Genomic DNA, 26,996 nt, shown 5'->3' with positions numbered 1-26,996 from the left:
ACGCAATTACAAACAAAAAATCTGTAAGAAATAAACTAAAAGAAAACTTAGTATCTTAGTCACTCAGAATCTTAAAATCTTTTCAAAAAAATGAAATACATATCCGTTTTTTTAATCTTAATTTCTTTTGCAAGTTGCCAAATTACTGAAACCATCAATCTCAATTCAGACGGAAGTGGAACAATTGAATATTATAATCTTCGTGATGAGAACAGTTTTCAACAATTAGGAAGGCAGGATCTTAGATACGAAAAATTCAGAGACACAATTTTTACTTTTCAAGATTATATTACAAAGTATCATGAAACTTTTGTGAGATTTAGTAAGGCTGATCAAGCTTTGTTTACGGAACATGCGAATGTAAAAATGCATATCAAAGTAGATCCAATTCAAATGGAAAATTTCAATAGAGTATGGGTCGATTTCAAAAAAATAGATGAAGTGCCATATGTTTACGAAAGCCTCGGATTAGCAAATTCATTAAAAGAAAATTATCCGATACATAGAAAAAAGTATAAAATAAAATACAGTTTTGATGGCGTTATTTTTAAAAGAAGTTTGCAAATAATGGATCAGGAAAATTTTGAGAAAGACAAAAAAGAATGGGAGGAGAGAAAAAAAATATACTCGAAATATAAATTAGTGGAGTCGTATATTTTAAATTATCATTTTCCGAGAAAAATAAAATCGGTTTCAAATGAAAAAGCGATTCTCAGCTCAGATAAAAAATCATTAACCATAGAGTTTCAGCTTTCAGATTGTCTTCAAAACCCTCAAGTAACAAATTTAGAAGTCGTTTTAGAACCAAAAGACTTTCAATAAGCTAGAGACTTAGCATCTTAGAAGCTTAGTTACTTAGAGTCTTAAAAATAAAAATAGACTTCGTATCTTTGATAAAAATAAAACCATTATGAAATTATATAAACTTCTGTTTTTTTCTTTTTTATTAGCAACTCTAACAAGCTGTACTTTTACTGAAAATATTTATATCAACGATAACGGGACCGGGAAATTTTCTGTAGATATGGACGGTTCTTCTTTAATGCAAATGGCCGGCGATCAACTTGGAAGTCAAGTGGGAGCTGATGCCAAAAAAGACATAGATTCAACTTTTACTTTTAAACAATTGCTTGCTGAGAAAAAAGACAGCATCGCAAAATTATCTCCAGAAGTGCAAAAAGAACTGAAAAAACTGGAAAACTTCGTAGTTACTACAAAAATGAGCGCAGAAAAAAAGCAGTTTTTAATGACTTTATCAACTGATTTTAAGAGTGTAAATGAACTTCAGGATATTTTACAGACAGCAAGTACACTACAAAAATTAGAAGGAGGAGCAACAGCAAATCCTCTTGGGAATGGTTTTGGAGACAATAAAAGTAAATTAAATTATACGTATGACGGAAAGAAATTTACCAGAAAAGCTACAATTGATCAGCAAAAATTAACAGAAAAGCTAAATGATTCGTCAGCAGATATGTCTAAAATGATTTTTGCATCGTCAAATTATATTGTGAAATATCACTTTCCAAAAAAGATTAAAAAAGTTTCTAATCCGAGCGCTTTATTTAGCGACGACAGGAAATCAATTACAATTCAATACTCTTTCACGGATTATATGGAGAATCCGGACAAACTTAACTTTGATGTTGAGTTTGAAAAATAATCAAAATGAACAAAAATATTCAACTTCAGGATCTGGGAAACAGAGACTATAAATCGACTTGGGAATACCAGGAAGAACTTTTCGCGGCTATTGTCGACTTAAAAATCAAAAACAGAAGAGAAGAATTAGATTTGCCAACACCAAATTATTTGTTATTTGTTGAGCATCCGCATGTTTATACATTAGGTAAAAGCGGTGATTTGGAAAATCTATTATTAAACGAAAAACAGCTCGAGGCCAAAGGGGCGACTTTTTATAAAATCAATCGTGGAGGAGATATTACCTATCACGGACCGGGACAAATCGTAGGTTATCCTATTTTGGATTTAGAAAACTTTTTTACCGACATTCATAAATATTTACGTTTCCTTGAAGAAGCAATGATTCTTACCTTGGCAGAATACGGTTTAGAGTCGGGCAGGAGTGAAGGTGAAACGGGTGTTTGGCTGGGTGTTGGAACTCCGTTTGCACGTAAAATTTGCGCTATGGGCGTTCGTGCTTCACGCTGGGTAACCATGCATGGATTTGCTTTAAACGTAAATGTTGATTTAGGATATTTTGATAATATTATTCCGTGTGGAATTCGCGGAAAAGGCGTAACTTCTTTACACGTAGAACTTGGTGTTGAAAAAGTCGATGAAGACGAAGTAAAAGCCAAAATTCTAAAACATTTGACTCAACTGTTTGAGGCAGAATTTATTTAAAAATTCAAAATAATTCAAGTATGGAAAATGACGAGAAAAAATCATTTTTAAGACATTTAAATCTTCCAGAAAAAGAATTACAAGAATTATTGAATATTGCTCAGCATCATAAAATAGCTAAAGCGAATTATTTTATTCGTGAAGGACAAGTACCTCGCAAAATGGCTTTTGTTGTAAATGGCTTATTTCGATATGTTTATACTCACGAAAACGGAAACGAATTCACTAAAAATATTATAGCCGAAGGGAATTTTATAAGTTCTTATTCGGCTATGATTCATAATACACCATCCTATTTTTCTATTGAAGCTTTAGAAGATGCTGAAATTTTAGAAATTGATTATTCAAATTGGATTGAATTAAAAGAAAAAGATCCTTTTTGGAATGCATTTTTAGTTCAAATTCTTGAAAAAGTATTTTGTATAAAAGAAAAACGTGAAAGAGAATTACTGCTTTTAGATGCTGAAAAAAGGTATGCGATTTTTAGTGCCGAATTCCCTGATATTGAAAATCGTATTTCACAACAAATTATAGCTTCTTATTTAGGTATTCAGCCTGAATCTTTCAGCCGACTAAAAAGAAAAATCAAGACTTAACATAGGTTAATGTAAATTTCTGGTCCGACATTTATTTTTGATTTCTAATTTTAAAAAAAGAATTATGGAAATCTCGAATAATACTATTGTAATTACAGGCGGAAGCTCTGGTTTAGGACTTGAAATGTGCCGTCAGTATATTAAAAAAGGTAATAAAGTAATAACCTGTGCACGATCTTTTGAAAAACTTCAAGAAGTAAAAAAACTGTTGCCAGATTTAGTTATTTATAAATGTGATATATCGCAAGATTCAGAATGCGTGAATTTTGTAGAATTCTTGCGAATTAATCATGCCGAAGTAAATATTCTGATTAATAATGCCGCCATTGCAAACAAAATTGATTTTATCAAAGATCATTTTTCCATTGAAAAAATGAACGATGAATTCTCCATCAATTTGCATGCACCAATACGTTTTATAAAATTGCTGTATCCGCTTTTAATTCAAAATCAGAATTCTAAAATTATAAACATAACTACAGGATTGGTTTATGTTCCTCGGGTAATTTATCCTTTTTATAATGCGGCAAAAGCTGGCTTGCATTCTTTTACTCAGGTTTTAAGAAATCAATTAAGAGAGGAAAAAATTAAGATTGTTGAAGTATTACTTCCTGCGGTTGATACACCATGGCATAAAGGCAATCCGCCTAAAATTGCAATAACAGCAGAAAAAGCAGTTTCGGAAATGCTTGAAAGAATATCTGAAAACAAAACAGAAATAAGAATTGGAAAAGTGAAATTGCTTTATTTTCTTTTTAGAATAAGCCCTCGGCTTGCATTTAGAAAACTAAACAGCCTTTAAATTTTTAGTTAGAAAGCTGTTTTTTTCTAAAAAAATATTCGAAAAAATGAAAAAACGTTTCGTAGTAGTTAAGATTTTGAAGGGATGGCAAATTATTAGGACAATTGTAATTGTCTAAGGTATTTGTGCTAAATTTGAGTACTTACTTTTAAATGACCTATAACTTGATTGCTTATGAGAAAAATTTACTTATTCTGTTTCCTGTTTGTACTTAACAGTCTTCTTGCTCAAAAGAAAGATAAATTATACCCAATTGCAGCTTATGAAAAGGTATGGCAAGAGAAAAATAGTGACGTCAGATTAAAAATGATTAAATCGATTTGGCTAGAAGACAGTACTTTTGAAGATCCTTCTGCTTCAATAAAAGGAACTACGGCGTTTAATAATGTCATCAATGAATTTTATAAAAAATTTCCAGATGCTGTATTGACATCTGGAGTAAAAATAGTGAAAGATAATTATGTAACCTGGGAATGGAAAATTCTGGATTCTAAAAATAATCTTATTATGGCAGGCCGAGATTTTGCTCGCTTGAATGGAAAAGGGCAAATAAGTAAAATAATCGGCTTTTGGGACAATTCAGCAACTTTGTCTGAAACGGATATTTTAAAAAATCTTGAAGCAGATAATCTTAAAGTTGTTGCAAAATATTATGAATGTCTTTTTAAAACAAGAGATTTTGATGCAATGGCAACTTTAATTGAAGATGGAGCAGTTTACACTCAGGCGACGGGACTTCCTTACGGCGGTACTTTTGTAGGTTTTGCTGAATGGACAAAAATGTTTGCAAAATCTGCAGAGTTTTTTGATTTGCAAATAGAGAAAGAACCAACATATTTTAGCGATGCTTCAAAAAATGAAGTAATCATTTATTTCACTATAAATTGCAAATCCAAAAAATCTGGTAAAAACCTTTCGATGCCAATTTCGGAACATTTTGATTTGAAAAACGGAAAAATTACGGCGATCAGACCATTTTACTATGATACCAAACAATTTACGGAATTCCTGAAAAGCAAGAAATAAAAAAAGCGATCTTAATATATAGGTCGCTTTTTTTTATTCAAAAAAATCCAGAGTCAGTTGATCAGGCAAAAGTCTGAAACTCATTCGATGATATTTTGTAGTTCCGTATTTTTTAATAGCTTCTCTATGTTCCTTGGTTGGATAACCTTTATTTTGTTTCCAATTGTACATTGGGAATTCTTCGTGAATTTGATCCATATATTCGTCGCGATACGTTTTTGCCAAAACGGACGCTGCTGCAATACTTAAATATTTAGCATCACCTTTAATAATACTTTTATTTGGAATTGATTTTAGAAGTTCAATTTCGGTTGAAGAAAATTGTTTGCCAAAAGTGTTTTTAAGTCCCAGTTTTGCATTTAAGGCTCGGTTTCCATCAACAATAATATATTCGGGAACATGTTTTAATTTTAAAATGCATTCCTGCATTCCTTTCATAGAGGCGTTCAAGATGTTTATTTCGTCAATTTCTTCCGGAAATAAATGTGTGACAGCAAAACAGAGTGCTTGCTTTTCAATAATAGGTTTTAAAAGGGCTCTTGTTTTTTCTGACAGTTGTTTACTATCATTTAAAATTTGATTTTCAAAAGTTTCAGGCAAAATTATAGCAGCAGCTGTGACAGGTCCGGCTAGACATCCGCGTCCGGCTTCATCGGTTCCCGATTCTAAAATAAATCCTGAGAAATTCTTTTCGAGCATTTTTAACCTTTTTGGATGGCAAAGATTATAAAAAATTAAATAAAAAGGCTTAGCGACGATTAAAAATTGAAGAAGGGATATAAAAAATTGAATAAATTATGTCATTTTTTGGGTTCTTTTTAGAGATAATATTTCATGTTTTTTACACTTTCTCTTAATAATTTTGCTTAGATGCACTTTTTTTTTGAATTTTTTTAGGGCAACTATTAAAAAAACTTATAAAAAATGGATGTTTTGCCATGTTTTGCTCTTGTTTTTATCAAAAGTTTAAAAAACTCTACTGATTTAGAGAACTTAATAAAAGATATTGCTGTTTTTTATGAGTTTAACTATTTGATTTTCTTAAATGTTAAAATCTGTTAACGTTTTTAGCTCAAAAAAATTATATTTTTCGATATTTTTGAAGGAAAAATAGTATTTAAAGTTTGAAATAGTTATATTTTCTGGGATTGGATTAAGCTTTTGTTAATAATCTTAAGGAAATTTAAGTACAAATAGTTTGTTATTTTAAGAAATAATTAAGATGTTTGTCGCATACTAATTCAAAATAAATTAAAATGAAATTAAAATTTAAATGGATTTTTACGCTCCTTGTAGCGTTATCTATGCAGTTTTCTTTTGCTCAGGAGAGAACTGTTACTGGAAAGGTATCTGATAAAACAGGTGTTATTCCAGGAGTAAATGTTCTTGTGAAAGGATCTAAAGCAAATACTCAGACTGATTTTGATGGAAGTTATTCTATCAAAGCAAAGACTGGTGATGTTTTGGTTTTTTCATATGTTGGTATGAACAACAAACAAGTTACTGTAGGGACTTCAAATACAGTAAACGTTGAGCTAGAATCTGAAGCACAATTAATGAATGAGGTTGTCGTAGTAGGTTACGGTGTTCAGAAAAGAAAAGAAGTTACAGGTTCTATTTCTAAAATTGCTGGTGCTGATATTGCGAACCTTGTAACACCAAGTTTTGAAGGGGTTTTAGCTGGTAGAGCAGCTGGTGTACAAGTTTTGACTAACACTGGTATCATTGGTGTTGCTCCTAAAATCAGAGTAAGAGGTGTCTCTACAATTTCTGGACTTACTGAGCCATTAATTGTAGTTGATGGAATGCCAATAGTTACTGGTGATGTTGGAGGTTTAGCAGCTGCAAATGGTTTGGGTGATATTAACCCTGCCGATATAGAATCTTTTGAAGTTTTAAAAGATGGTGCTGCAACAGCAATTTACGGTTCTCGTGCCGCAAATGGAGTTATTTTGATTACTACAAAAAGTGGTAAAAAAGGAACTTTGAAAGTTAACTTTAGTTCAGTTATGGGTGTTGCAAGTGTTGCTAAAAAATATGACGTTTTAGAAACACCAGATTTCATAAAGATTTCTAATGAAAAAAGAGCAAACTTGACGCCTGCAGTTGGTCCATGGGCCGCAGGTACTACATATAATACAGATTGGCAAGATGCAATCTTTAGAAACGCTCCTCAATTGACAACTAACCTTTCATTTAGTGGAGGTTCTGATAAGACAAAATACTTCTTATCATTAGGAGTTACAGATCAAGATGGTATTAACCTTTCTAATGATATGAAAAGATATTCTATAAGAGCAAATATCGATCAAGAAATCAATAAATGGTTAAGTATTGGTACAAACTTAAACGTTGTTAGAACAGAATATAATGGATTGTCTACTAACACTAGTGCACTTTCAGGAAATATCTTTAATGCTATCAGACAATTGCCTAATACGCCAATTTATGATGCTAATAATCCTACTGGATACAATATGACTGCTGCAACTGTAGGACAATGGGATAACTTAGCTCCAGTAGGAGATAATATTACTAACATTGTTTACGTTTTAAATAAAAACATATTTACTTCAACTGTAAACAGAACTTTAGCAAACGTTTTTGCTAATGCAAAACTTACATCTGATTTGTCTTATAGATTACAAGTAAGTGCAGATGATACTAACACAGGTGGTTTTAGATACCAAAACCCTGTTCAAGGTGATGGACGTAATGCTAATGGAACATTATTAAATGATCATACAGAATATTTAAGATGGAACTGGCAAAATATCGTGAACTACAAGAAAACAATTGCTGAAGATCACAACATTGGTATTACTGCTGTAGCGGAATATCAAAAACAAAGATACCAGTATTTCTATGGATCAGGATCAAACTTATTAAGTGATTTCTACGATCAGAACTTAGTTACAAATTCATATGCAACTAAAGATTCAGGAGGATCGGTTACTGAAAATGGAATTATTTCTTACTTAGCTCGTGCAAATTATAACTATAAAGAAAAGTATTTTATTCAAGGATCTATTAGACGAGATGGTCTTTCTAAATTTGGAAAAGATACAAGATGGAATAATTTCCCTGGGGTTTCTGCTGGTTGGACAGTTTCAAAAGAAAATTTCATGCAATCAATCAGTGGTGTATTATCTGAATTGAAATTAAGAGGTTCTTATTCAGAAGTTGGAAATACAGATATTTTAGGTGGATCAAATTATCCTAGTAAAGGTCTTACAATTAGTTCGCCATACGGTGTTTTAAATGGAATTGGATATTCTCAATTTGGTAATGATAACCTTCAATGGGAAACTAGTGCGAAAACAGATTTTGGTGTTGATTTAGGTTTCTTAGCAAACAGATTAACAGTTACATTTGATTACTATAGAAATAATATCAATGGAATTGTGTTGGCTGCTCCAGTTTCACCTTCTTTAGGTATTCCTTTCAATACAATCAATTCAAATATTGGTAGTATGTTAAGTGATGGTTACGAGTTTTCTGCAAGTTTCAAAGCGTTTGATAATGCTAATTTCAAATGGGATATTTCAGGTAACTTAACATTGGCTCAAAATGAGGTAACAGGTTTATACGCTGGTCAGGATATCGTTGGAGGTACTTCATCTGATACGAATATTTCACCAAACCTTATTTTAAGACAAGGAGAATCATTAAATTCTTTATATGGATATAAATACTATGGTGTAAATAAAGCAAATGGTAATCCAGTATATTACAAAGCAGATGGAACAATGGTACAAACATTATTGCCAGGACAAACATTTTCAGTGTACGATCCAGCTAATCCAGCTGATGTTTCTAAAACAGGAACATTAACAACTGCTGATAAAATAATATTAGGTAATACACTACCTACTTATTACGGTTCGATCTCTTCTAGCATGACTTACAAAAACTTAGATTTTGGTTTCATGTTCAGATTTAGTGGAGGTAATAAAGTTTTCAACTATACAAGAAGAGAATTGATGAACCAAAACTTTAACAACAATGGAAAAGAGATTTTAGGAAGATGGCAAAGTGTTGACAATCCTGGTGATGGATGGACGCCAAGATTATATGCTGGAGCTAATAATGGTGTGAATTTTTCAGGTAATGCAACTTCTCGTTTCGTTGAAGATGGAGATTTTATTTCACTTGATAATATTAGCTTAGGATATTCATTGCCAAAATCATTATTGGATAAAATTAAAGTTGATTCTTTCAGACTTTTTGTTCAAGGCCAAAATATTTGGTTAATTAGTGATTACAAAGGAATTAATCCAGAGATGGAAACTAATGGTGTAGACATTAATACAACACCACGTTCTAAAGTGATATCAATGGGTATAAATGTAAGTTTATAAAAATATGAAAAATTTAGTAAAAATACTTCTGATTTCTGTCTTAACATTCGGAATGAATTCATGTACAGAAGAAAAAATATTGGACTTAGAGCCAATCAATAATATTGGTGAAAAAGACGCTTTTTCTACACCTGGATTAATAGAGGCCTATATGAATGGTGTTTACAACGCCGCTGCTATTGGTACTTATAATAGTGGTACTTCAAATGGAGGTAGAGGTTATGTTTGGGGAGCTGCTTTTGTTGAGCAAGGAGATGTTAGAGGAGAGGATTTAGTTAATACGGCTACTTTCTATGAACTAACATACAAAGCGCAAATTGATGCTGTTTCACCTAACGCCGTTTACTATTGGTCTGACGGTTACAGATTGATTAACAGATGTAACTTAATGATTGAAGGTACACTAGATGCTGTAGCTAAAGGTATAATTACTAAAGCTGTAGGTGATGATTACATTGGACAAGCAAAATTTTTGAGAGCAATTACTCACCTTGAATTGTTGACATTCTTTGCTAGACCTTATAATTATACTGCAGGAGCTACGCATCCTGGTATTCCTTATAGAGAAGTTGGTATCAATACACAGGCAGAGATAGCTTCAGAAATTGCTAAAAAGAGAAATACTGTTGCTGAATGTTATGCTAAAATTTTAGCTGATTTAAATGATGCTGAAGCTATGATTACTACTGGTAATGGCGCTACTTTGGCAGCTAGACCTGCTGGAAGTATTGCAAAAGCTTCAAAATGGGCTGCAATTGCTTTCAAAACTAGACTTTATTTGCAAAAAAGAGATTGGGCAAATGTTATTGCTGAAGGAAATAAATTAACAGGCGCGTATACCTTAACTTCTTTGCCAAGTGCTCCATTTGCATCTGTTGCAGCTAACTTGAATAATTCAGAGTCAATTTTCTCAATACAGCATTCACCAACATCTAACCCTCAAACTAATGCTGCATTAGCGAGTATTTTTAAATCTAGAACTCTTGTAGCAATTAGTCCAATTATCTGGAGAGATCCATACTGGACAGTTACTGATAAAAGAAGAGAAGAAGGTGTGATGATTGTAACGGTAGCTGGAAGAAAATATACTAACAAGTATAAAGATATCACTGACTTATCAGATGCGGCACCAGTTATTAGATATGCTGAAGTAGTATTAAACATGGCTGAAGCTCAGGCACGTTTATCTCCAGCAAATTTACCGGTAGCTTTAACATTACTTAATCAAGTAAGAAATAGATCTTTAGCAAACCCTGCAGTAGATGCGTATACAATTACAGGTCTTTCTAGTCAAAGCTTAATGGTTAAAGCTATTCTTGCAGAAAGAAGAATTGAATTCTTAGTTGAAGGACGCAGATGGACAGATATTCATAGATTACAAGGAGATGATATAGCGCCTATAGATGGTATTCCAGCAAAATATGACAATCTACCTCCTGTTCCAGCAGATTATACATTAGGAACTCCTTATACAGGTTCTCGTCCTATAGCAGCAATTCCTGGTTCAGACAGAAGATTCTTATGGCCAATACCACAAATTGAAATGAATACTAACCCAGGTTTAGAGCAAAACACTGGTTGGTAAGAAAATAAATATTTTGATTTTTTTAAAACCCTCAATCATTTTTTGATTGGGGGTTTTTCTATTTTGAATATATTGTGATAAAAACTCCTCATTCATACTGATTTGTTTTTTTATACGTTTTTATCTTTTACCTTTGCTTGACTAATTTTGTCGAATATAATTTCAATATAAAGCTATCAAATGAGAATACTCTTTTTTCTATATCTAATGATAATGCCCGCCTTATTGTTTTCTCAAGAAAAAAACACTTCTAAAAATAATTTGGATATGAACACGAAATATTCAAGTATTACAGATACTGTAAAAAAGAAAAAATCTTTAATAGCTAAAATTGAGCAATACCAGATTATCACTTTAGAGCATGATACTACTTATGCTGACACATCTTTAACATTGAAAAGTGCATACAGACAAAATTATCTCCGCAAGGATAATTTCGGTCTTTTAGAATTCTCAAATATCGGACAGACATATAATACCTTACAATATAGTCTGAATAGTTTTTCGCCTTATCCGGAAATTGGTTTTTCAGGAAAACATTTTGATTATATGCAGGTTTCGGATATTAAATATTATTCTGCTGCAACGCCTTTTACAGAGCTGTTCTTTAATACTACTATTAATAAAGGACAAAATGTTGACTCATTTATTACATTAAACACCTCTAAAAATCTGAATTTTTCAGTTGCCTACAGAGGACTTCGTTCAGAAGGAAATTATATTAGCCAATTAGTAAGTGTTGGGAATTTTAGATTTACAACCAGTTATGCCACTACAGATAAACGATATATTTTGAATGCTCACGTGACATATCAGGATGTCACAAATGAAGAAAATGGAGGAATTACAACACCGGAAGATTTTGAAAGTAATGATCCTGATTTTAAAAATCGTCAGCGTTTGCAGGTATATTTAACAGATGCGGAATCTTTATTAAAAGGACATCGTTTCTTTTTTGATCATGCATTCAGAATCAATCCTAAAGGAGGTGATAATAATTTATTTGTTACTCATCAATTTAATTATGAATATAAGTTCTTTGAATACAAGCAGCCAACTGTTCTTTCTACAGTAGGTACTACGCCAGTTCAGCGTTTTGGAGAATCATATGTGACAAGTAATATTAATGACCGCACGCGTTTTGAAAAGTTATATAATAAAGCTGGGCTTGCCTATGAAAATTCGCTTTTAGGAAAATTCTATTTTTTTATTGATGACTATAGATCAAATTATGAGTACAATAGAATCATTGTAAGAGAGAACGGGCATATTATTCCTGACAATCTATTTTTGCAAATTAACAATGTGGGCGGACAGTATGAATATCAGAAGAATAAATGGAACGGACGTTTTTTGTATACCAGATCAATTACAAATCAATCGCTTTCGGACTTAGATGCAAAACTAAGATATAATTTAAACAAAGATTTTCAATTTGATTTTAGATATCGTAATATAAATAAACTGCCAAATAATAATTATAATTTATACCAAAGCAGTTATATTGAGTATAATTGGTCTAATAGTTTTAAAAACGAAAAAATCAATCAGCTTGGAGCAAATGTTTTCACGCCGTGGGTAAATGCAGAAGTTCAATATTCGGTGTTAAAAGACCATTTATATTTTGCTGATGTTTCTACAGATGCTCAGGCTTTGGCTCATACGCAAATTATAAATCCAGCGCAATACGGAAATGTAATTAATTATTTTTCTATAAAGGCTAACAAAGAATTTAAATTTGGGCGATTTGGTTTTGATAATACACTTTTGTATCAAAAAGTAGATCAGTCAGAATTAATTGTAAATGTGCCCGATTTTGTAACCAGAAATACACTGTATTATTCTAGTTATTTTTTCAAGAAGGCTTTATTTATGCAAACAGGAATTGTATTTAATTATTTTACGAAATACTACGGAAATGATTACAATCCGGTTGTTGGAGAATTTTTCGTTCAAAATACAAAGGAGATTGGTAATTATGCTACTTTCGACTTTTTTGTGAATGCAAGAATTCGTCAAACTCGTTTTTACTTAAAAGCAGAACATTTTAATTCTTCTTTTTCTAATAACGATTACTATTCGGCGCCTAATAATCCATATCGCGATTTTGTAATCCGTTTTGGTTTGGTTTGGAACTGGTTCGAATAAAATTAAGCCTTTATTTATTTTTTTAAAACCAAATATTAAATTATAGTAAAATGGACTTTTCAAATAATATTTTAGAAACAATAGGCAATACGCCGCTTGTAAAGCTCAACAAAATTGTTGCTGAAATTGATGCATTAGTGTTGGCAAAAGTCGAAACTTTTAATCCAGGAAATTCTGTAAAAGATAGAATGGCCGTTAAAATGATTGAAGACGCTGAAGCAGACGGCAGATTGAAACCTGGAGGGACAATTATTGAAGGAACTTCTGGAAATACTGGAATGGGATTGGCACTTGTTGCTATTGTAAAAGGTTATAAATTAATCTGTGTAATCTCAGACAAACAGTCTAAAGAAAAAATGGATATATTGCGTGCCGTTGGTGCAAAAGTTGTGGTTTGTCCAACTGATGTAGAGCCAACTGATCCACGTTCTTATTACTCGGTTTCAAAGCGTTTGGCTGAAGAAACTCCAAATTCCTGGTATGTAAATCAGTATGATAATATGTCTAATTCATTGGCTCATTACGAACAAACTGGACCAGAAATCTGGAAACAGACTGATGGGAAAATCACGCATTTCGTAGTAGGAGTTGGAACAGGAGGAACAATTTCTGGAGTTGGAAAATACTTAAAAGAGAAAAACCCGAACATTAAAATTTGGGGAATAGATACTTATGGTTCTGTTTTTAAGAAATATCATGAAACCGGTATTTTTGATGAAAATGAAATCTATTCTTATATTACAGAAGGAATTGGAGAGGATATTTTACCAAAAAATGTCGATTTCTCTTTGATTGATGGCTTTACAAAAGTTACTGATAAAGATGCAGCAGTTTATACTAGAAAAATTGCTTTGGAAGAAGGTATTTTTGTTGGAAACTCAGCTGGAGCATGTATAAAAGGCTTGCTTCAGTTAAAAGAACATTTTAAACCAGATGATGTTGTAGTGGTTTTATTTCATGATTCAGGAAGCCGCTATGTTGGAAAAATGTTCAACGACGATTGGATGCGTGAGCGTGGATTCTTAGAAGAAAACATTACTAAAGCAGAAGATGTTATCAAAGATCATATTGATAAAGAATTAATTGTTGTTAGAACTGAGGAATTAGTTTCGCATGCGATTGACCGTATGCGTAAGTATAAAATCTCTCAAATTCCAGTTGTAGATATTAATGGTTTTGTTGGATCTGTTGACGAAACTGACCTATTTAGAAGTTACGTGGCTGATAAAAATGTTGCCGAAAAACCAATTAAGGAAGTAATGGGAAAACCTTTTCCTATTGTGAAATTAGGTACTCCTATTGAAGAAGTATCAAAACTTTTTACAAAAGAAAATGATGCAGTTTTAGTTGATTTAGGAAACGGCTCGCACCATATTATTACAAAATATGATATTATTGGTTCAATAAAATAGAACACATAAAATAGAATTTATCCATAAATCTGATTGATATGAAACGATCGGATTTATGGATTTTCCTTTTAAAATTATTTGAAAATGAATTTTACTGCAATAGATTTTGAAACTGCGACAAGTTTTCATCCCTGCTCAGTCGGAATCGTGACGGTGCAAAATGGTATAATAGTCGACGAGTTTGTTACTTTAATAAAACCGCCAAACAATATTTACAATCCATTTACAATTCAGGTTCATGGAATTTATCCGCGTGACACGGTTAATGCAAAATCATTTGTACAGGTTTATCCGGAAATTGAAAAAAGATTAAAGAATAGAGTGGTGGTAGCTCACAATGAAAGTTTTGATCGAAATGTATTAATTAAGTCGATGTTGGCAAATGGCTTAAGTTATGAAGATTTGAATATTGCATCAAAATGGGAGTGCACAGTAAAAATTTACAAAGCGAAAGGCATAAAACCTACAAAGCTTAGCGATTGTTGCCGTGAAATGAATATCAAATTAAATCATCACGAAGCATTATCAGATGCAAGAGCATGTGCAAAATTATATATGCTACGCTAAAAATATAATTTTTGTAAGAATAATATTAATTTATTTTTTTATTTTTAGATTTTGAAACTTATTATATTATCTAAAAATGAAAGAGGATTTTCTTCATTATCTCTGGAAATTCAAAAAGTTCAGTACTCTGAATTTAAAAACTGCCCAAAAGGAGCAACTTACTATTTTTAGAACGGGTGATTATTTAGGACTTTCCGGTCCGGACTTTTTTAATGCTCAAATTAAAATTGATGAACAAAAATGGGCTGGAAATGTCGAAATCCATTTAAAATCATCAGATTGGTATTTACATCATCATGAAAAAGATATTGCTTATGAGAATGTAATTTTACATGTTGTCTGGGAACATGATACTGAAATTTTCAGAGAAAATAATTCAGAAATTCCTGTTTTGATTCTAAAAGATTATGTTTCGAAGGAAATAATCGCAAATTATAATGCTCTTGTTTCTGTGAAAAGTTGGATTTTTTGTGAAAGACAATTAAATGAAATAGATGATTTCATTTTTAAAAATTGGCAGGAAAGACTTTTTTTTGAACGATTAGAGCGTAAATCGGAGTTTGTTTTTCAATTATTAGAAGAGACAAATCAAGATTGGGAAGCTGTTTTGTTTTGTATGTTAGCCCGGAATTTTGGACTTAACACAAATGGTAATTCTTTTTTCCAAATGTCGAAGTCAATCCCTTTTTCTATTTTAAGAAAAGAAAGTTTTGAAATAGAAAATATTGAAGCCTTGCTTTTTGGATTTTGTGGTTTGTTAGATGCTGAAAAAGAAGATGTTTATTTTAAAGATTTAAAGTTTCGATATTTTTTTCTGCTTCATAAATACAATTTAGATAGAACTTATGTAGATCCTGTTCAGTTTTTTAAACATCGACCAGATAATTTCCCTACGATCAGACTTTCTCAGTTGGCAAGTCTTTATTACAGTTATCAAAACTTATTTTCAAAAGTAATTGATTTAAAGTCGGTAAAAGATGTCTATAAACTGTTTAGTATTTCTGCAAGCTCATATTGGCAGAATCATTATCAGTTTGATAAAGAAAGCCCAAAGAAATCTAAAGCATTGTCAAAGTCATTTTTAGATTTACTAATTATCAATACAATAATCCCAATCCAATTTACCTATTCAAATATAATGGGATTAGCAATTGCCGAGAATTTAATAGATTTTATGAACGACGTTTCGTCTGAAAAAAATGCAATCATTGAGAAGTTTGCGTCTTTTGGTGTGAAATCAAAAAATGCATTTGAAAGTCAGACTTTATTGGAACTCAAAAATGAATATTGCAATCATAAGGCTTGCTTAAAATGCGCAATAGGATTAGAATTGCTTAAAAGTGATTAGATAATTTGTACTTTTGTGAAAATTAAAATCTAAAACTAAAAGATGTCCGCAATTTTAAGACTTAAATTCTTTTTTGAAAAGTACGGTTTTCATGTTTCATCAAGATTGGCAGATAAACTTGGAATGCGAGTAACCAATGTTAGATTGTTCTTTATCTATATTTCTTTTGTTACTGCCGGTTTAGGATTTGGTGTTTATTTGACTCTTGCTTTTTGGATCAGATTGAAAGATTTAATTCGTTCAAAACGAACATCAGTATTTGATTTATAAAATTTACTATTCAATTTTCAGCATAAAAAAACCTGTTCAATTATGAACAGGTTTTTATTTTTTCAAGAGTTTAGATTAAATCTCTTCAGCTTCACTTTCAAGATTGTTAAGTTTTGCTCTTTTTTTACTGTAAACAAAGTAAACTATAATACCTAAAGTTCCCCAGCATAAAAAGGCAATCCATGTTTCATGTCTTACTTGAGTCATTAAGAACAAGTTAAAAGATACTCCCAATGTACCTACCAAGTATACAGCCGGAGTTTTATAATGTCTTTCTAATTCAGGTTTTTTGTATCTTAAGATCATTACAGCCACACAAACCATTCCGAAAGCTAATAATGTTCCCATACTACACATTTCACTTACTTTTTCAATTGGTGTAAGAGCCGCAACGACTGAAATGATCGTTCCAACTAAGAAAGTACTTTTATATGGTGTTTTGAAAGTTGTATGTAATTTACTGAAGAATGGAGGTAATAAACCATCTTTAGACATACCTAAGAAGATACGAGTTTGTCCTAACATCATAACAAGCATTACAGATGTCAAACCTGCAGTTGCAGCAATTGTGATAATAAATACAGCCCATGTTAATCCGTTTTCACTAAAAGCAGAAGCTACTGGTGCAGCTTTATCTAACTGGTCATAATGTACCATTCCAGTTAATACTAATGATACAAGAATATAAAGAATTGTACAAATTACTAATGAAGCGATAATAGCAAAAGGAACATCTTTTTTAGGGTTAATTGCTTCACCAGCCTGAGTTGAAACTGCGTCAAAACCGATATAAGCAAAAAATACAATTGTTGCTGCAGTTAAAACACCTCCAAATCCAAAATTCATTTTTCCAGTAGCATTTCCAAGAGAATCTAAAGCCGGAACTTCAGTAGGAATAAATGGATGCCAGTTTTCTACATTAATGTAAAAAGCACCACAGATAATTACAAAAAGTACTACTGCAATTTTAACAATTACGATAATGTTGTTTGTACTAGCAGCTTCTTTAATTCCTTTTATAAGAATCGCAGTAACAATCCATGTAATTACAAACGCAGGTAAGTTAAATGCAAATGTAGGAATGTCGATTAAATCCTGAGGGAAAGCTTTATTGTGTTCAATGATTTTTTCTGTTGCAGTAGCTAGGTCATTGCAAAGCCAAATAGGAAATTCTATTCCAAATAAATGTATCAGTTTTACAAAATAACCACTCCAGGCGACGGCGACGGTTGTGGCTCCCATCATATATTCAAGAATTAAATTCCAGCCGATGAACCACGCAAAAATTTCACCTATCGTTCCGTAAGCATATGCATATGCTGATCCTTCAACAGGCAATACCGAAGCAAATTCAGCATAACAAAGTGAAGCAAATAAACAGCCTATACCAGCAATAACAAACGATAGAGCCAAAGCTGGACCGGCATAATCATGAGCAGCGATGCCCGTTAAGGTGAAAATTCCTCCACCAATGATTGCCCCAATTCCTAATGAGGTCAATCCCCATCTCGTAAGAACTCTTTTTAAATCACTTTTTTTCATATCAGCTTCAAAAGCAGATATAGGTTTAACTCTCCAAATTGACATATGATTATATTGGTTTATTGTTATTAAGTGCCAAATGTATTGTTTTTTGTAAAAAATAAAAACAATTATAGAGTTTTAAGTTATAAAATGTTTAAAATATTCATAAATGTCATGTAAAACAAGCTTTAAAGCCTTCGATTTGTCAATCTTTTTAGGTTAAAATTTTAGAAAATACATTTTAGTGCAGAAATAAAATTTTAGTAAAATTCTTAATAAATTAATATTTTTGAATTCTTTTTAATATCAGCAACCAGAACTATGAAAAATTACAAGCCGTTTATATCCTATTTCAAATTTACAAATCAGCAACGTGCAGGCATAGTTGGACTTTTTGTTATTATAATTATACTAGAGGTTTTATATTTTACTTTAGATTTTAATATGACCGAAAAATCTTTTCCTGAAAAAGACCAATGGATGTCACTGCAATCTGAAATTGATTCTCTAAAGATGGTTAAAAATGAGAAAAAGCCAATGCAGTATTCTTTTAATCCAAATTTTATTTCAGATTATAAAGGTTATAAACTTGGAATGTCAGTTTCGGAAATTGATAGATTATTGGCATTTCGAAAAGAAAATAGATATGTAAACTCTGCCGAAGAATTTCAAAACGTAACAAAAATTTCAGATTCTTTGCTAAGAGTAATTTCTCCTTTTTTCAAGTTTCCAGATTGGACACGTAGTAAACCAAATTTTAAAAATGAAAAGAAAGAGTATGCTCAAAAGACAGAATTCAAAAAAGAAAAAATTATCGTTTTGGATATAAATCAGGCATCTCAAGAAGATTTGATGAAAATTTATGGTATTGGAGAAGCTTTATCGGCTAGGATTCTTAAGCAAAAAGAAATTTTAGGATGTTTTGTTTCGATGGAACAAATGAATGATGTCTGGGGATTATCGCCTGAAGTAATTGCTGAGCTGAGCTCTCATTTTAAAGTTGTAATTCCAGGCAATTTGAAAAAAATAGCGATTAATGACGCATCCTTAAAAGAATTATCGCAGTTTCCATATTTTAAATATGCTTTGGCGAAGCAGATTATAACTTATCGAAGTATGAATGGAAATTTCAATAATATTGAGGATTTGATAAAAATTAAAGGTTTTCCTGTTGAAAAAGCAAAAATAATTAGTTTATATTTGGAGTTCTAAAAAAAGCCAACAAATGAATTTTGATTATAATGAAACGCAGTCAATGATTGCTCAGTCTATTAAAGAATTTGCAGAGAAAAACATTAGACCTAATATTATGGAGTGGGACGAAGCTCAAATTTTTCCTATAGCGCTCTTTAAACAATTAGGAGAAATGGGTTTTATGGGAGTTTTAGTGCCAGAAGAATACGGAGGTTCAGGATTAGGGTATCATGAATATATTACAGTTATTGAAGAAATTTCAAAGGTTGATCCTTCAATAGGATTGTCTGTTGCTGCTCATAACTCATTATGTACAAATCATATTTTGACTTTTGGAAATGAGGAGCAAAAGAAAAAATGGCTTCCTAAATTAGCCACGGCTGAACATATTGGTGCTTGGGGATTAACAGAACACAATACTGGTTCTGATGCCGGTGGTATGAATACGACGGCAGTAAAAGATGGTGATTTTTGGGTGGTGAACGGAGCTAAAAATTTCATAACTCATGCTATTTCTGGAGATATTGCAGTAGTTGTGGTTCGAACTGGTGAAAAAGGAGATTCAAAAGGAATGACAGCATTTGTTTTTGAAAAAGGAATGCCGGGATTTTCATCAGGAAAAAAAGAAAATAAATTAGGAATGCGCGCTAGTGAAACTGCAGAACTGGTTTTTGATAATTGTCGTGTTCCCGATGCAAACAGACTTGGAGAAGTTGGGCAGGGATTTGTCCAGGCAATGAAAATACTTGACGGAGGTCGAATTTCAATTGGTGCTCTATCTTTAGGAATCGCAAAAGGAGCGTATAATGCAGCTCTGAAATATTCCAAAGAAAGATATCAGTTTGGTCAGCCTATTAGTAGTTTTCAAGGAATCTCATTTAAATTAGCAGATATGGCTACTGAGATTGAGGCTTCGGAATTGTTGCTGCATAAGGCTGCTTACTTAAAGCAACAGCATAAACCAGTAACAACATTAGGTGCGATGGCAAAAATGTATGCTTCTGAGGCTTGTGTAAAAATTGCCAATGAAGCTGTTCAAATTCATGGAGGGTACGGATATACTAAAGATTTTCCTGTAGAGAAGTTTTATAGAGATTCGAAATTATGTACAATAGGAGAGGGAACTACTGAAATTCAAAAATTAGTAATCTCTAGAAATTTGCTTAAAGAATAAAGAAAAAATAATTCAAAATTTATGATTGATAATTCATAATTAATTTTTACCTTTGCAGCCTTAACGAGAGGAGGTGTCTATATTATGTTAATTATACCAATTAAAGACGGAGAAAATATCGATAGAGCATTAAAGCGCTATAAAAGAAAATTTGATAAAACAGGAACTGTTCGTCAATTAAGAGCGCGTACTGCTTTTATTAAGCCTTCTGTTATCAAAAGAGCACAAATTCAAAAAGCTGCTTACATCCAAGGCTTGAAAGATAGCTTAGAAAGTTAGTATTACGCTTTTTAAAAATAATTACCGTTAGTTGTCGAAATTTTGACACTAACGGTTTTTTTATGCTTAATTTTGGGATTAAGTATGAATGGATAAATTGGTTATAATGAAGTTAAATAAAGATGCTTTTCGGGATTATCTTCAGTTGGAGAAGAAATATTCTTTGCATACTGTTAATGCTTATCTAAATGATATTTCGTTTTTTGAGGAATTTAACAAGCTTCATTTCGAGCAAGATGGAATCGAAAATTCGAATTATAGTCAAATCAGAAGTTGGATTGTTTCTTTGGTTGATGACGGTGTTGCAAATGTTTCTGTTAATAGAAAAATGGCTTCATTAAAGTCGTTTTATAAATTTCTTTTGAAATCGAAGCAAATTGAAGTGAATCCAATGTTGAAGCACAAGGCTTTGAAAACGCCGAAAAATGTTCAGATACCGTTTTCTGAAAAAGAACTGGGGGATTTGATTCAAAGTATAGAGGCTCCGGTTGGTTTTGAAGAGGTAAGGGATAAGTTGATTGTTGATTTGTTTTATACAACTGGAATGCGAAGAGCGGAGTTGATACATTTGATGTTGTATAATGTTGATTTGTCTTCAAATGTAATTAAGGTTTTGGGGAAAAGGAATAAAGAGCGAATCATTCCGGTTTTGCCTATTGTTGCTGATGAATTAAAGTTGTATTTAAGTGAGCGTTCTTTGGTTGAAGATATTCAAGATGAGGATTATTTTTTTATTTCAAAAAAAGGATTAAAATTGAGTGAATCTTTTGTGTATCGATTAATAAATTCTTACTTTAGTAGGGTCTCTGAAAAGGTGAAAAAAAGTCCGCATGTGCTACGGCATACTTTTGCAACTCACTTATTGAATAATGGAGCAGATTTAAATTCAGTTAAGGAATTATTAGGGCATTCGAGTTTGGCGTCTACGCAAGTGTATACTCATAATAGTTTGGCGGAACTCAAAAAGACATATAATGATGCGCATCCTCGAAATAAATAATGATTTCTGAAATGTTTAACCCTAAAATTAGTATTATGAAGGTAGATGTTCATGCAGTTAACTTTACTGTTGACCGAAAATTGGTGGATTTTATTCAAGAAAGAATGGATAAGTTAGAAAAATATTACGATCGAGTAGTGTCGTCAGACGTTTTTTTAAAAGTGGAGAGAACAAGTGATAAGGAAAATAAGGCAGTAGAGATAAAGATTAATGTTCCGGGAGATGATTTTTTGGTAAAAAAGCAATGCAAGACATTTGAAGAAGCGGTTGAGCTTTCGGCAGAATCGTTAGAACGTTTATTGGTAAAAAGGAAAGAAAAAATAAGAGCACATATATAATTGAAATTTTTTTTTGAAAAATGTTTTGATTCAAAGATAAAATAGTTACATTTGCAGTCCGTTAGAAATAGCGGACTTTTTTAATGCATTCGCCGATGTAGCTCAGCTGGCTAGAGCAGCTGATTTGTAATCAGCAGGTCGTGGGTTCGAGTCCCTCTATCGGCTCAAAAATATTTCAAATGCGATTTGAAATTTGTTCTTTAGAATAATGGAATTTTAAAAATTAGGGGAGATACTCAAGCGGCCAACGAGGGCAGACTGTAAATCTGCTGTGTGAACTTCGCAGGTTCGAATCCTGCTCTCCCCACAAAAAAAATAGATTTTGAATTCTTTTTTAAACTGTAAAAATTAAAATAAGAAAAATCTTAAATCTAAATTAAGGCTCTGCCGGTGTAGCTCAGGGGTAGAGTGCTTCCTTGGTAAGGAAGAGGTCTCGGGTTCAAATCCCGACATTGGCTCAAGTAAGTAGGAAATTGAAAATTAATATATAACTAAGATTAAAAATTAAGTAAAATGGCAAAGGAGAATTTTAATCGTTCCAAACCGCACTTAAACATAGGTACAATTGGACACGTGGATCACGGAAAAACTACATTAACTGCAGCAATTACAAAAGTATTGTCTGATGCTGGTTACTGTCAAGCAAAATCTTTTGATCAAATCGATAACGCTCCAGAGGAGAAAGAAAGAGGTATTACTATTAATACATCACACGTAGAGTATGAAACAGCTAACCGTCACTACGCTCACGTTGACTGTCCAGGTCACGCGGATTACGTAAAGAACATGGTTACTGGTGCTGCTCAAATGGACGGAGCTATCTTAGTAGTTGCTGCTACAGATGGTCCAATGCCACAAACTCGTGAGCACATCCTTTTAGGACGTCAGGTTGGTATTCCAAGAATCGTTGTTTTCATGAACAAAGTGGATATGGTTGATGATGCTGAGTTGTTAGAGCTTGTTGAAATGGAAATTAGAGATTTATTATCTTTCTACGAATATGATGGAGATAATGGTCCTGTAGTTCAAGGTTCTGCATTAGGAGGATTAAACAATGATCCAAACTGGGTACCTAAAATTATTGAATTAATGGAAGCTGTTGATGCTTGGATCGAAGAGCCAGTACGTGACGTTGCTAAACCATTCTTAATGCCAGTTGAGGACGTATTTACAATTACAGGTCGTGGAACTGTTGCTACAGGTCGTATCGAAACTGGAGTTGCTAACACTGGAGATCCTGTTGAAATCATTGGTATGGGAGCTGAAAAATTAACTTCTACTATTACAGGAGTTGAGATGTTCCGTAAAATCCTAGACAGAGGTGAAGCTGGAGATAACGTAGGTTTATTGTTAAGAGGTATTGATAAAGCTGATATCAAAAGAGGTATGGTTATTATTAAGCCAGGTTCAGTAAAACCACACGCTAAATTCAAAGCTGAGGTTTATATCTTGAAAAAAGAAGAAGGTGGACGTCACACTCCATTCCACAATAACTACCGTCCACAGTTCTACGTACGTACAACTGACGTAACAGGAGTTATTTCTTTACCAGCAGGTGTAGAGATGGTAATGCCAGGTGATAACTTAACTATTGAAGTTGCTTTATTAAGCCCAATCGCTATGAACGTAGGTTTACGTTTCGCTATCCGTGAAGGTGGTAGAACAGTTGGTGCTGGTCAGGTTACTGAAATCGTAGAGTAATTCTATAAATAAATAAAAAGCCAGTTGATTTTCTTTATTGAAATCAACTGGCTTTAATTACGGGCGTAGTTCAAGGGTAGAATAGCGGTCTCCAAAACCGTTGATGGGGGTTCGAATCCCTCCGCCCGTGCAATAAAAAATATATCAAATGACAAAAGTTACTAATTATTTATCAGAGGCTTTCGAGGAGTTAAAGTCAAATGTTACTTGGCCAGCATGGGCTGAGGTTCAAAAATTGACAATTGTTGTGGCTGTATTTTCGATTCTGTTCGCTTTGGCAACATGGGGAGTAGACGAATTTTTTGCAAAAGCTTTGGCTGGATTTTTTAACTGGTTAAAAGGATAATTTTTTTGTGATGGCAGATAATAATGTGAAAAAATGGTATGTAGTCAGAGCTGTAAGCGGACAAGAAAATAAAGTCAAAGCTTATATCGAAACTGAGATTGCCAGACTAGGGATGGAGGATTATGTTTCCCAAGTTTTAGTTCCTACTGAAAAAGTGGTTACTGTAAAAGAAGGGAAAAAAATGTCTAAGGATAAAGTTTATTTCCCTGGATATGTTATGATTGAAGCTAACTTAGTTGGTGAGATACCTCATATTATTAAGTCTATTACAAGTGTAATTGGTTTTTTAGGAGAGATCAAAGGTGGGGAACCTGTTCCTTTGAGGTTGTCTGAAGTAAATCGTATGTTAGGAAAAGTAGATGAGTTAGCTGTTAATACTGATACTCGTGCAATTCCTTTCAGTTTAGGAGAAACTGTGAAAGTGATCGATGGTCCTTTCAATGGCTTTAACGGAACGGTTGAAAAAATCAATGAAGAAAAGCGTAAACTTGAGGTTATGGTTAAGATTTTCGGAAGAAAAACTCCATTGGAATTAAGTTTTATGCAAGTTGAAAAAGTATAATTTTTTGTTACACTATAATAAACCATTGTAATCGCTTCCATTGATTACAGTGATAAATTTTTTAAAAATGGCTAAAGAAATTAGTAAGGTAGTTAAACTACAAGTTAAGGGAGGTGCTGCGAACCCGTCGCCACCGGTTGGACCTGCTTTAGGAGCTGCTGGGGTTAACATCATGGAGTTCTGTAAGCAATTTAATGCTAGAACTCAGGATAAACCTGGCAAAATTTGTCCAGTGCAAATCACTGTGTACAAAGACAAATCATTTGATTTTGTTGTTAAGACTCCTCCAGCAGCAGTTCAGTTAATGGAAGCTGCAAAGCTAAAATCTGGTTCTGGTGAGCCTAATCGTAAAAAAGTAGCTAGCGTTACTTGGGAACAAATTAGAACTATTGCTGAAGACAAAATGCCAGACTTAAACGCTTTCACAATTGAGAAAGCTATGAGTATGGTTGCTGGAACAGCTAGATCTATGGGTATAACTGTATCAGGAGATGCTCCTTTTTAATTAAGAAAAAGACATGGCAAAATTAACAAAAAAGCAAAAAGAGGCTGCTTCAAAAATTGAAAAGAACAAATTATACTCTCTAAAAGATGCTGCTGCATTATTGAAAGTTGTTGCTTCTGCAAAATTTGATGAGTCTGTTGATATCGCAGTTCGTTTAGGAGTAGATCCTAGAAAAGCGAATCAAATGGTAAGAGGTGTGGTAACTTTACCTCACGGAACAGGAAAAGATGTTAAAGTATTAGCATTGGTTACTCCAGATAAAGAGGCTGAAGCAAGAGAAGCTGGAGCAGATCACGTTGGTCTTGACGATTACCTTCAAAAAATTAAAGATGGTTGGACAGATGTTGATGTTATCATCACTATGCCAGCTGTTATGGGGAAATTAGGTCCATTAGGTCGTATTTTAGGACCTAGAGGTTTAATGCCAAACCCTAAAACAGGTACTGTAACTATGGATGTTGCAAAAGCTGTTCAAGAGGTTAAAGCTGGTAAAATTGACTTTAAAGTTGATAAAACTGGTATCGTTCACGCAGGAATTGGTAAAGTTTCTTTTGGAGCTGAGCAAATTGTTGACAACGCACACGAAATTATTCAAACATTAATAAAACTTAAACCAACTGCTGCTAAAGGTACATACATTAAAGGTATCCACCTTACAAGCACAATGAGTCCTGCTATTGCATTAGACCCAAAAGCAGTATAATTGGTAGTTAAAAATTTTTAGTATGACTAGAGAAGAAAAATCAATCGCGATTGAAAATTTAACTGCGCAGTTAGCTGGTACAAATATCATTTATGTATCTGATATTTCTGGTTTAAACGCAGAGACAACTTCAAACTTACGTAGAGCTTGTTTTAAAGCTGGTATCAAATTAGAAGTAGTTAAGAATACTTTGCTTGCTAAAGCAATGGAAGCTTCTGCTAATGATTATGGTGATTTACCAACAGTTTTAACTGGTAACAGTGCTATCTTTATTTCTGATGTTGCTAACGCACCTGGAAAAATTATCAAAGATTTCCGTAAGAAATCTGATAAACCAGTTTTAAAAGGAGCTTACATCAATTCTGAAGTATATATTGGGGATAACCAATTAGATGCATTAGCTACAATTAAATCTAAAGAAGAGCTTATCGGAGAAATCATTGGATTATTACAATCTCCAGCTCAAAGAATTATTTCTGCTTTACAAAACAAATTCGCAGGTAGCGAAGAAGAAACTGAAGCATAATAATCAAAGCAGGGAAGCTTGCTTCCTTGTTGCTTAAATTAGCGCACAATAATTAAATTATATTTTTACAAATCATTTTAAACGATAGAAAAAATGGCAGATTTGAAACAATTCGCAGAACAATTAGTTAACTTAACAGTTAAAGAAGTTAACGAATTAGCAACAATATTAAAAGACGAGTATGGTATCGAGCCTGCTGCTGCAGCTGTAGTAGTTGCTGCTGGTGGTGGAGAAGGTGCTGCTGAAGAAGCACAAACTGAATTTACAGTTGTATTAAAAGAAGCTGGTGCTTCTAAATTAGCAGTTGTGAAATTAGTAAAAGAACTTACAGGTTTAGGTTTGAAAGAAGCTAAAGATGTAGTTGACGGTGCTCCAAGCAACGTTAAAGAAGGTGTTTCTAAAGAAGAGGCTGAAGGTCTTAAGAAAGCATTAGAAGAAGCTGGAGCTGTAGTTGAATTAAAATAATTCAACTCGGTTTTAAGAACTAGGTTTAGGTCCTGAGTTAACACTCAAAGGCCTAAACCATTTTTCGTATAATAAAATACATTAAATTTTATTATCAAATAGTTTAATATACGAAAGAGTTTTTGATCAATACGAAGAAAAAAAATGGAACCTGATTTTATCGTTTTATTTTTAAAGATGTATTGATTTTAAAAAGA

27 protein-coding genes and 4 tRNA genes are annotated in these 26,996 nt (G+C 32.7%); 29 read left to right on the top strand and 2 right to left on the bottom strand.

Translation table 11 applies throughout. From position 1 onward, the window contains the following. Window positions 1-90: 90 nt before the first annotated feature. The 6 genes from ACNFIH_RS07995 to ACNFIH_RS07970 all read left to right on the top strand — a co-directional run bounded on the left by ACNFIH_RS07995 (window position 91) and on the right by ACNFIH_RS07970 (window position 4,791). Window positions 91-822: a hypothetical protein gene (locus ACNFIH_RS07995; protein ID WP_426486206.1), complete on the top strand. Its 732-nt coding sequence runs from the start codon at window positions 91-93 to the stop codon at window positions 820-822. An 88-nt stretch (window positions 823-910) separates the two neighbouring features. Next, complete coding sequence (locus ACNFIH_RS07990; RefSeq protein ID WP_426486205.1) at window positions 911-1,663, top strand: hypothetical protein; 753 nt, start codon at window positions 911-913, stop codon at window positions 1,661-1,663. A 5-nt stretch (window positions 1,664-1,668) separates the two neighbouring features. Further along, entirely contained in the window at window positions 1,669-2,367 is a 699-nt protein-coding gene (gene lipB / locus ACNFIH_RS07985) for a lipoyl(octanoyl) transferase LipB (RefSeq protein WP_426486204.1), read from the top strand. A 20-nt stretch (window positions 2,368-2,387) separates the two neighbouring features. Then, window positions 2,388-2,963: a Crp/Fnr family transcriptional regulator gene (locus ACNFIH_RS07980; protein ID WP_426486203.1), complete on the top strand. Its 576-nt coding sequence runs from the start codon at window positions 2,388-2,390 to the stop codon at window positions 2,961-2,963. A 64-nt stretch (window positions 2,964-3,027) separates the two neighbouring features. Continuing rightward, on the top strand, window positions 3,028-3,765 hold the full coding sequence (locus ACNFIH_RS07975; RefSeq protein WP_426486202.1) for an SDR family oxidoreductase: 738 nt from the start codon (window positions 3,028-3,030) through the stop codon (window positions 3,763-3,765). Between the two features lie 174 nt (window positions 3,766-3,939). Continuing rightward, window positions 3,940-4,791, top strand: a complete 852-nt coding sequence (locus tag ACNFIH_RS07970; RefSeq protein ID WP_426486201.1) for a nuclear transport factor 2 family protein — start codon at window positions 3,940-3,942, stop codon at window positions 4,789-4,791. A gap of 33 nt (window positions 4,792-4,824) precedes the next feature. On the opposite strand, the gene ACNFIH_RS07965 is transcribed toward ACNFIH_RS07970, so the two are convergent. Then, window positions 4,825-5,490 carry a ribonuclease HII gene (locus ACNFIH_RS07965; RefSeq protein ID WP_426486200.1) on the bottom strand — a complete coding sequence of 222 codons (666 nt, stop codon included), beginning with the start codon at window positions 5,488-5,490 and terminating at the stop codon, window positions 4,825-4,827. A gap of 557 nt (window positions 5,491-6,047) precedes the next feature. Here ACNFIH_RS07965 and ACNFIH_RS07960 point away from each other — a divergent pair. The 7 genes from ACNFIH_RS07960 (at window position 6,048) to ACNFIH_RS07930 (ending at window position 16,482) form a co-directional block, all read left to right on the top strand. Further along, entirely contained in the window at window positions 6,048-9,152 is a 3,105-nt protein-coding gene (locus ACNFIH_RS07960) for a SusC/RagA family TonB-linked outer membrane protein (RefSeq protein ID WP_426486199.1), read from the top strand. Window positions 9,153-9,156: 4 nt separating this feature from the next. Next, on the top strand, window positions 9,157-10,737 hold the full coding sequence (locus tag ACNFIH_RS07955; protein ID WP_426486198.1) for a RagB/SusD family nutrient uptake outer membrane protein: 1,581 nt from the start codon (window positions 9,157-9,159) through the stop codon (window positions 10,735-10,737). A 180-nt stretch (window positions 10,738-10,917) separates the two neighbouring features. Continuing rightward, on the top strand, window positions 10,918-12,885 hold the full coding sequence (locus ACNFIH_RS07950; protein WP_426486197.1) for a putative porin: 1,968 nt from the start codon (window positions 10,918-10,920) through the stop codon (window positions 12,883-12,885). 50 nt (window positions 12,886-12,935) lie between these two features. Continuing rightward, window positions 12,936-14,297: a pyridoxal-phosphate dependent enzyme gene (locus ACNFIH_RS07945; protein ID WP_035651974.1), complete on the top strand. Its 1,362-nt coding sequence runs from the start codon at window positions 12,936-12,938 to the stop codon at window positions 14,295-14,297. A gap of 84 nt (window positions 14,298-14,381) precedes the next feature. After that, window positions 14,382-14,864 (top strand): 3'-5' exonuclease, encoded by a 483-nt coding sequence (locus ACNFIH_RS07940; RefSeq protein ID WP_426486196.1) that lies wholly within the window; start codon window positions 14,382-14,384, stop codon window positions 14,862-14,864. Window positions 14,865-14,940: 76 nt separating this feature from the next. Further along, window positions 14,941-16,212, top strand: coding sequence for a DUF2851 family protein (locus tag ACNFIH_RS07935; RefSeq protein WP_426486195.1), 1,272 nt, complete (start codon window positions 14,941-14,943; stop codon window positions 16,210-16,212). 42 nt (window positions 16,213-16,254) lie between these two features. After that, the gene (locus ACNFIH_RS07930; protein ID WP_142450666.1) at window positions 16,255-16,482 is read left to right on the top strand and encodes a PspC domain-containing protein; all 228 of its coding nucleotides are present in this window, start codon (window positions 16,255-16,257) and stop codon (window positions 16,480-16,482) included. 75 nt (window positions 16,483-16,557) lie between these two features. Here ACNFIH_RS07930 and ACNFIH_RS07925 read toward each other — a convergent pair whose 3' ends face one another. After that, a complete protein-coding gene (locus tag ACNFIH_RS07925) occupies window positions 16,558-18,069 on the bottom strand; it encodes an APC family permease (protein WP_426486194.1) in 1,512 nt (503 codons plus the stop codon). 258 nt (window positions 18,070-18,327) lie between these two features. Between ACNFIH_RS07925 and ACNFIH_RS07920 the strand changes: the two genes are divergently transcribed. From ACNFIH_RS07920 to rplL, 16 genes are all read left to right on the top strand, one after another. Beyond that, on the top strand, window positions 18,328-19,218 hold the full coding sequence (locus ACNFIH_RS07920; RefSeq protein ID WP_426486193.1) for a ComEA family DNA-binding protein: 891 nt from the start codon (window positions 18,328-18,330) through the stop codon (window positions 19,216-19,218). Between the two features lie 13 nt (window positions 19,219-19,231). Continuing rightward, window positions 19,232-20,374 (top strand): acyl-CoA dehydrogenase family protein, encoded by a 1,143-nt coding sequence (locus tag ACNFIH_RS07915; RefSeq protein WP_035651989.1) that lies wholly within the window; start codon window positions 19,232-19,234, stop codon window positions 20,372-20,374. Window positions 20,375-20,458: 84 nt separating this feature from the next. Beyond that, complete coding sequence (rpsU, locus tag ACNFIH_RS07910) at window positions 20,459-20,653, top strand: 30S ribosomal protein S21 (RefSeq protein ID WP_026730435.1); 195 nt, start codon at window positions 20,459-20,461, stop codon at window positions 20,651-20,653. A gap of 106 nt (window positions 20,654-20,759) precedes the next feature. After that, on the top strand, window positions 20,760-21,653 hold the full coding sequence (locus ACNFIH_RS07905; protein ID WP_426486192.1) for a tyrosine-type recombinase/integrase: 894 nt from the start codon (window positions 20,760-20,762) through the stop codon (window positions 21,651-21,653). A gap of 35 nt (window positions 21,654-21,688) precedes the next feature. Further along, window positions 21,689-21,991, top strand: a complete 303-nt coding sequence (gene hpf / locus ACNFIH_RS07900; protein ID WP_035652108.1) for a ribosome hibernation-promoting factor, HPF/YfiA family — start codon at window positions 21,689-21,691, stop codon at window positions 21,989-21,991. 91 nt (window positions 21,992-22,082) lie between these two features. Continuing rightward, window positions 22,083-22,156: transfer RNA gene (locus ACNFIH_RS07895), tRNA-Thr, on the top strand. Between the two features lie 61 nt (window positions 22,157-22,217). Further along, window positions 22,218-22,298: transfer RNA gene (locus tag ACNFIH_RS07890), tRNA-Tyr, on the top strand. 79 nt (window positions 22,299-22,377) lie between these two features. Continuing rightward, window positions 22,378-22,449, top strand: a tRNA-Thr gene (locus ACNFIH_RS07885). A 55-nt stretch (window positions 22,450-22,504) separates the two neighbouring features. Beyond that, the gene (gene tuf / locus ACNFIH_RS07880; RefSeq protein WP_026730432.1) at window positions 22,505-23,692 is read left to right on the top strand and encodes an elongation factor Tu; all 1,188 of its coding nucleotides are present in this window, start codon (window positions 22,505-22,507) and stop codon (window positions 23,690-23,692) included. A 59-nt stretch (window positions 23,693-23,751) separates the two neighbouring features. After that, window positions 23,752-23,822: transfer RNA gene (locus tag ACNFIH_RS07875), tRNA-Trp, on the top strand. An 18-nt stretch (window positions 23,823-23,840) separates the two neighbouring features. Then, window positions 23,841-24,038 carry a preprotein translocase subunit SecE gene (gene secE, locus ACNFIH_RS07870; protein ID WP_008466927.1) on the top strand — a complete coding sequence of 66 codons (198 nt, stop codon included), beginning with the start codon at window positions 23,841-23,843 and terminating at the stop codon, window positions 24,036-24,038. A 10-nt stretch (window positions 24,039-24,048) separates the two neighbouring features. Continuing rightward, window positions 24,049-24,600 carry a transcription termination/antitermination protein NusG gene (gene nusG, locus ACNFIH_RS07865; protein ID WP_031456759.1) on the top strand — a complete coding sequence of 184 codons (552 nt, stop codon included), beginning with the start codon at window positions 24,049-24,051 and terminating at the stop codon, window positions 24,598-24,600. A gap of 67 nt (window positions 24,601-24,667) precedes the next feature. Further along, on the top strand, window positions 24,668-25,105 hold the full coding sequence (gene rplK / locus ACNFIH_RS07860) for a 50S ribosomal protein L11 (protein WP_008466923.1): 438 nt from the start codon (window positions 24,668-24,670) through the stop codon (window positions 25,103-25,105). 13 nt (window positions 25,106-25,118) lie between these two features. Next, window positions 25,119-25,808 (top strand): 50S ribosomal protein L1, encoded by a 690-nt coding sequence (gene rplA / locus ACNFIH_RS07855; protein ID WP_012024013.1) that lies wholly within the window; start codon window positions 25,119-25,121, stop codon window positions 25,806-25,808. 22 nt (window positions 25,809-25,830) lie between these two features. Beyond that, on the top strand, window positions 25,831-26,334 hold the full coding sequence (rplJ, locus tag ACNFIH_RS07850; protein WP_115889624.1) for a 50S ribosomal protein L10: 504 nt from the start codon (window positions 25,831-25,833) through the stop codon (window positions 26,332-26,334). A gap of 93 nt (window positions 26,335-26,427) precedes the next feature. Next, window positions 26,428-26,799, top strand: a complete 372-nt coding sequence (gene rplL, locus ACNFIH_RS07845; protein ID WP_026730429.1) for a 50S ribosomal protein L7/L12 — start codon at window positions 26,428-26,430, stop codon at window positions 26,797-26,799. The last annotated feature ends 197 nt before the right edge of the window (window positions 26,800-26,996 follow it).

Origin of the sequence: Flavobacterium sp. 2, assembly GCF_049949195.1 — a bacterium.
Classification (GTDB): domain Bacteria; phylum Bacteroidota; class Bacteroidia; order Flavobacteriales; family Flavobacteriaceae; genus Flavobacterium.
This window is presented reverse-complemented; position numbering and strand designations above follow the sequence as displayed.

Bases quoted from the DNA above. Each gene is read 5' to 3' on its own strand.
- ACNFIH_RS07950 (WP_426486197.1), top strand. From the start codon at position 10,918: ATGAGAATACTCTTTTTTCTATATCTAATGATAATGCCCGCCTTATTG.
- ACNFIH_RS07905 (WP_426486192.1), top strand. From the start codon at position 20,760: ATGAAGTTAAATAAAGATGCTTTTCGGGATTATCTTCAGTTGGAGAAG.
- ACNFIH_RS07935 (WP_426486195.1), top strand. From the start codon at position 14,941: ATGAAAGAGGATTTTCTTCATTATCTCTGGAAATTCAAAAAGTTCAGT.
- rplJ (WP_115889624.1), top strand. From the start codon at position 25,831: ATGACTAGAGAAGAAAAATCAATCGCGATTGAAAATTTAACTGCGCAG.
- hpf (WP_035652108.1), top strand. From the start codon at position 21,689: ATGAAGGTAGATGTTCATGCAGTTAACTTTACTGTTGACCGAAAATTG.
- ACNFIH_RS07920 (WP_426486193.1), top strand. From the start codon at position 18,328: ATGAAAAATTACAAGCCGTTTATATCCTATTTCAAATTTACAAATCAG.
- rplA (WP_012024013.1), top strand. From the start codon at position 25,119: ATGGCAAAATTAACAAAAAAGCAAAAAGAGGCTGCTTCAAAAATTGAA.
- lipB (WP_426486204.1), top strand. From the start codon at position 1,669: ATGAACAAAAATATTCAACTTCAGGATCTGGGAAACAGAGACTATAAA.
- ACNFIH_RS07940 (WP_426486196.1), top strand. From the start codon at position 14,382: ATGAATTTTACTGCAATAGATTTTGAAACTGCGACAAGTTTTCATCCC.
- rplL (WP_026730429.1), top strand. From the start codon at position 26,428: ATGGCAGATTTGAAACAATTCGCAGAACAATTAGTTAACTTAACAGTT.
- ACNFIH_RS07980 (WP_426486203.1), top strand. From the start codon at position 2,388: ATGGAAAATGACGAGAAAAAATCATTTTTAAGACATTTAAATCTTCCA.
- nusG (WP_031456759.1), top strand. From the start codon at position 24,049: ATGGCAGATAATAATGTGAAAAAATGGTATGTAGTCAGAGCTGTAAGC.
- ACNFIH_RS07960 (WP_426486199.1), top strand. From the start codon at position 6,048: ATGAAATTAAAATTTAAATGGATTTTTACGCTCCTTGTAGCGTTATCT.
- ACNFIH_RS07970 (WP_426486201.1), top strand. From the start codon at position 3,940: ATGAGAAAAATTTACTTATTCTGTTTCCTGTTTGTACTTAACAGTCTT.
- rplK (WP_008466923.1), top strand. From the start codon at position 24,668: ATGGCTAAAGAAATTAGTAAGGTAGTTAAACTACAAGTTAAGGGAGGT.
- ACNFIH_RS07975 (WP_426486202.1), top strand. From the start codon at position 3,028: ATGGAAATCTCGAATAATACTATTGTAATTACAGGCGGAAGCTCTGGT.
- ACNFIH_RS07930 (WP_142450666.1), top strand. From the start codon at position 16,255: ATGTCCGCAATTTTAAGACTTAAATTCTTTTTTGAAAAGTACGGTTTT.
- ACNFIH_RS07955 (WP_426486198.1), top strand. From the start codon at position 9,157: ATGAAAAATTTAGTAAAAATACTTCTGATTTCTGTCTTAACATTCGGA.
- ACNFIH_RS07925 (WP_426486194.1), bottom strand. From the start codon at position 18,069: ATGTCAATTTGGAGAGTTAAACCTATATCTGCTTTTGAAGCTGATATG.
- ACNFIH_RS07990 (WP_426486205.1), top strand. From the start codon at position 911: ATGAAATTATATAAACTTCTGTTTTTTTCTTTTTTATTAGCAACTCTA.
- rpsU (WP_026730435.1), top strand. From the start codon at position 20,459: ATGTTAATTATACCAATTAAAGACGGAGAAAATATCGATAGAGCATTA.
- ACNFIH_RS07945 (WP_035651974.1), top strand. From the start codon at position 12,936: ATGGACTTTTCAAATAATATTTTAGAAACAATAGGCAATACGCCGCTT.
- tuf (WP_026730432.1), top strand. From the start codon at position 22,505: ATGGCAAAGGAGAATTTTAATCGTTCCAAACCGCACTTAAACATAGGT.
- ACNFIH_RS07965 (WP_426486200.1), bottom strand. From the start codon at position 5,490: ATGCTCGAAAAGAATTTCTCAGGATTTATTTTAGAATCGGGAACCGAT.
- ACNFIH_RS07995 (WP_426486206.1), top strand. From the start codon at position 91: ATGAAATACATATCCGTTTTTTTAATCTTAATTTCTTTTGCAAGTTGC.
- secE (WP_008466927.1), top strand. From the start codon at position 23,841: ATGACAAAAGTTACTAATTATTTATCAGAGGCTTTCGAGGAGTTAAAG.
- ACNFIH_RS07915 (WP_035651989.1), top strand. From the start codon at position 19,232: ATGAATTTTGATTATAATGAAACGCAGTCAATGATTGCTCAGTCTATT.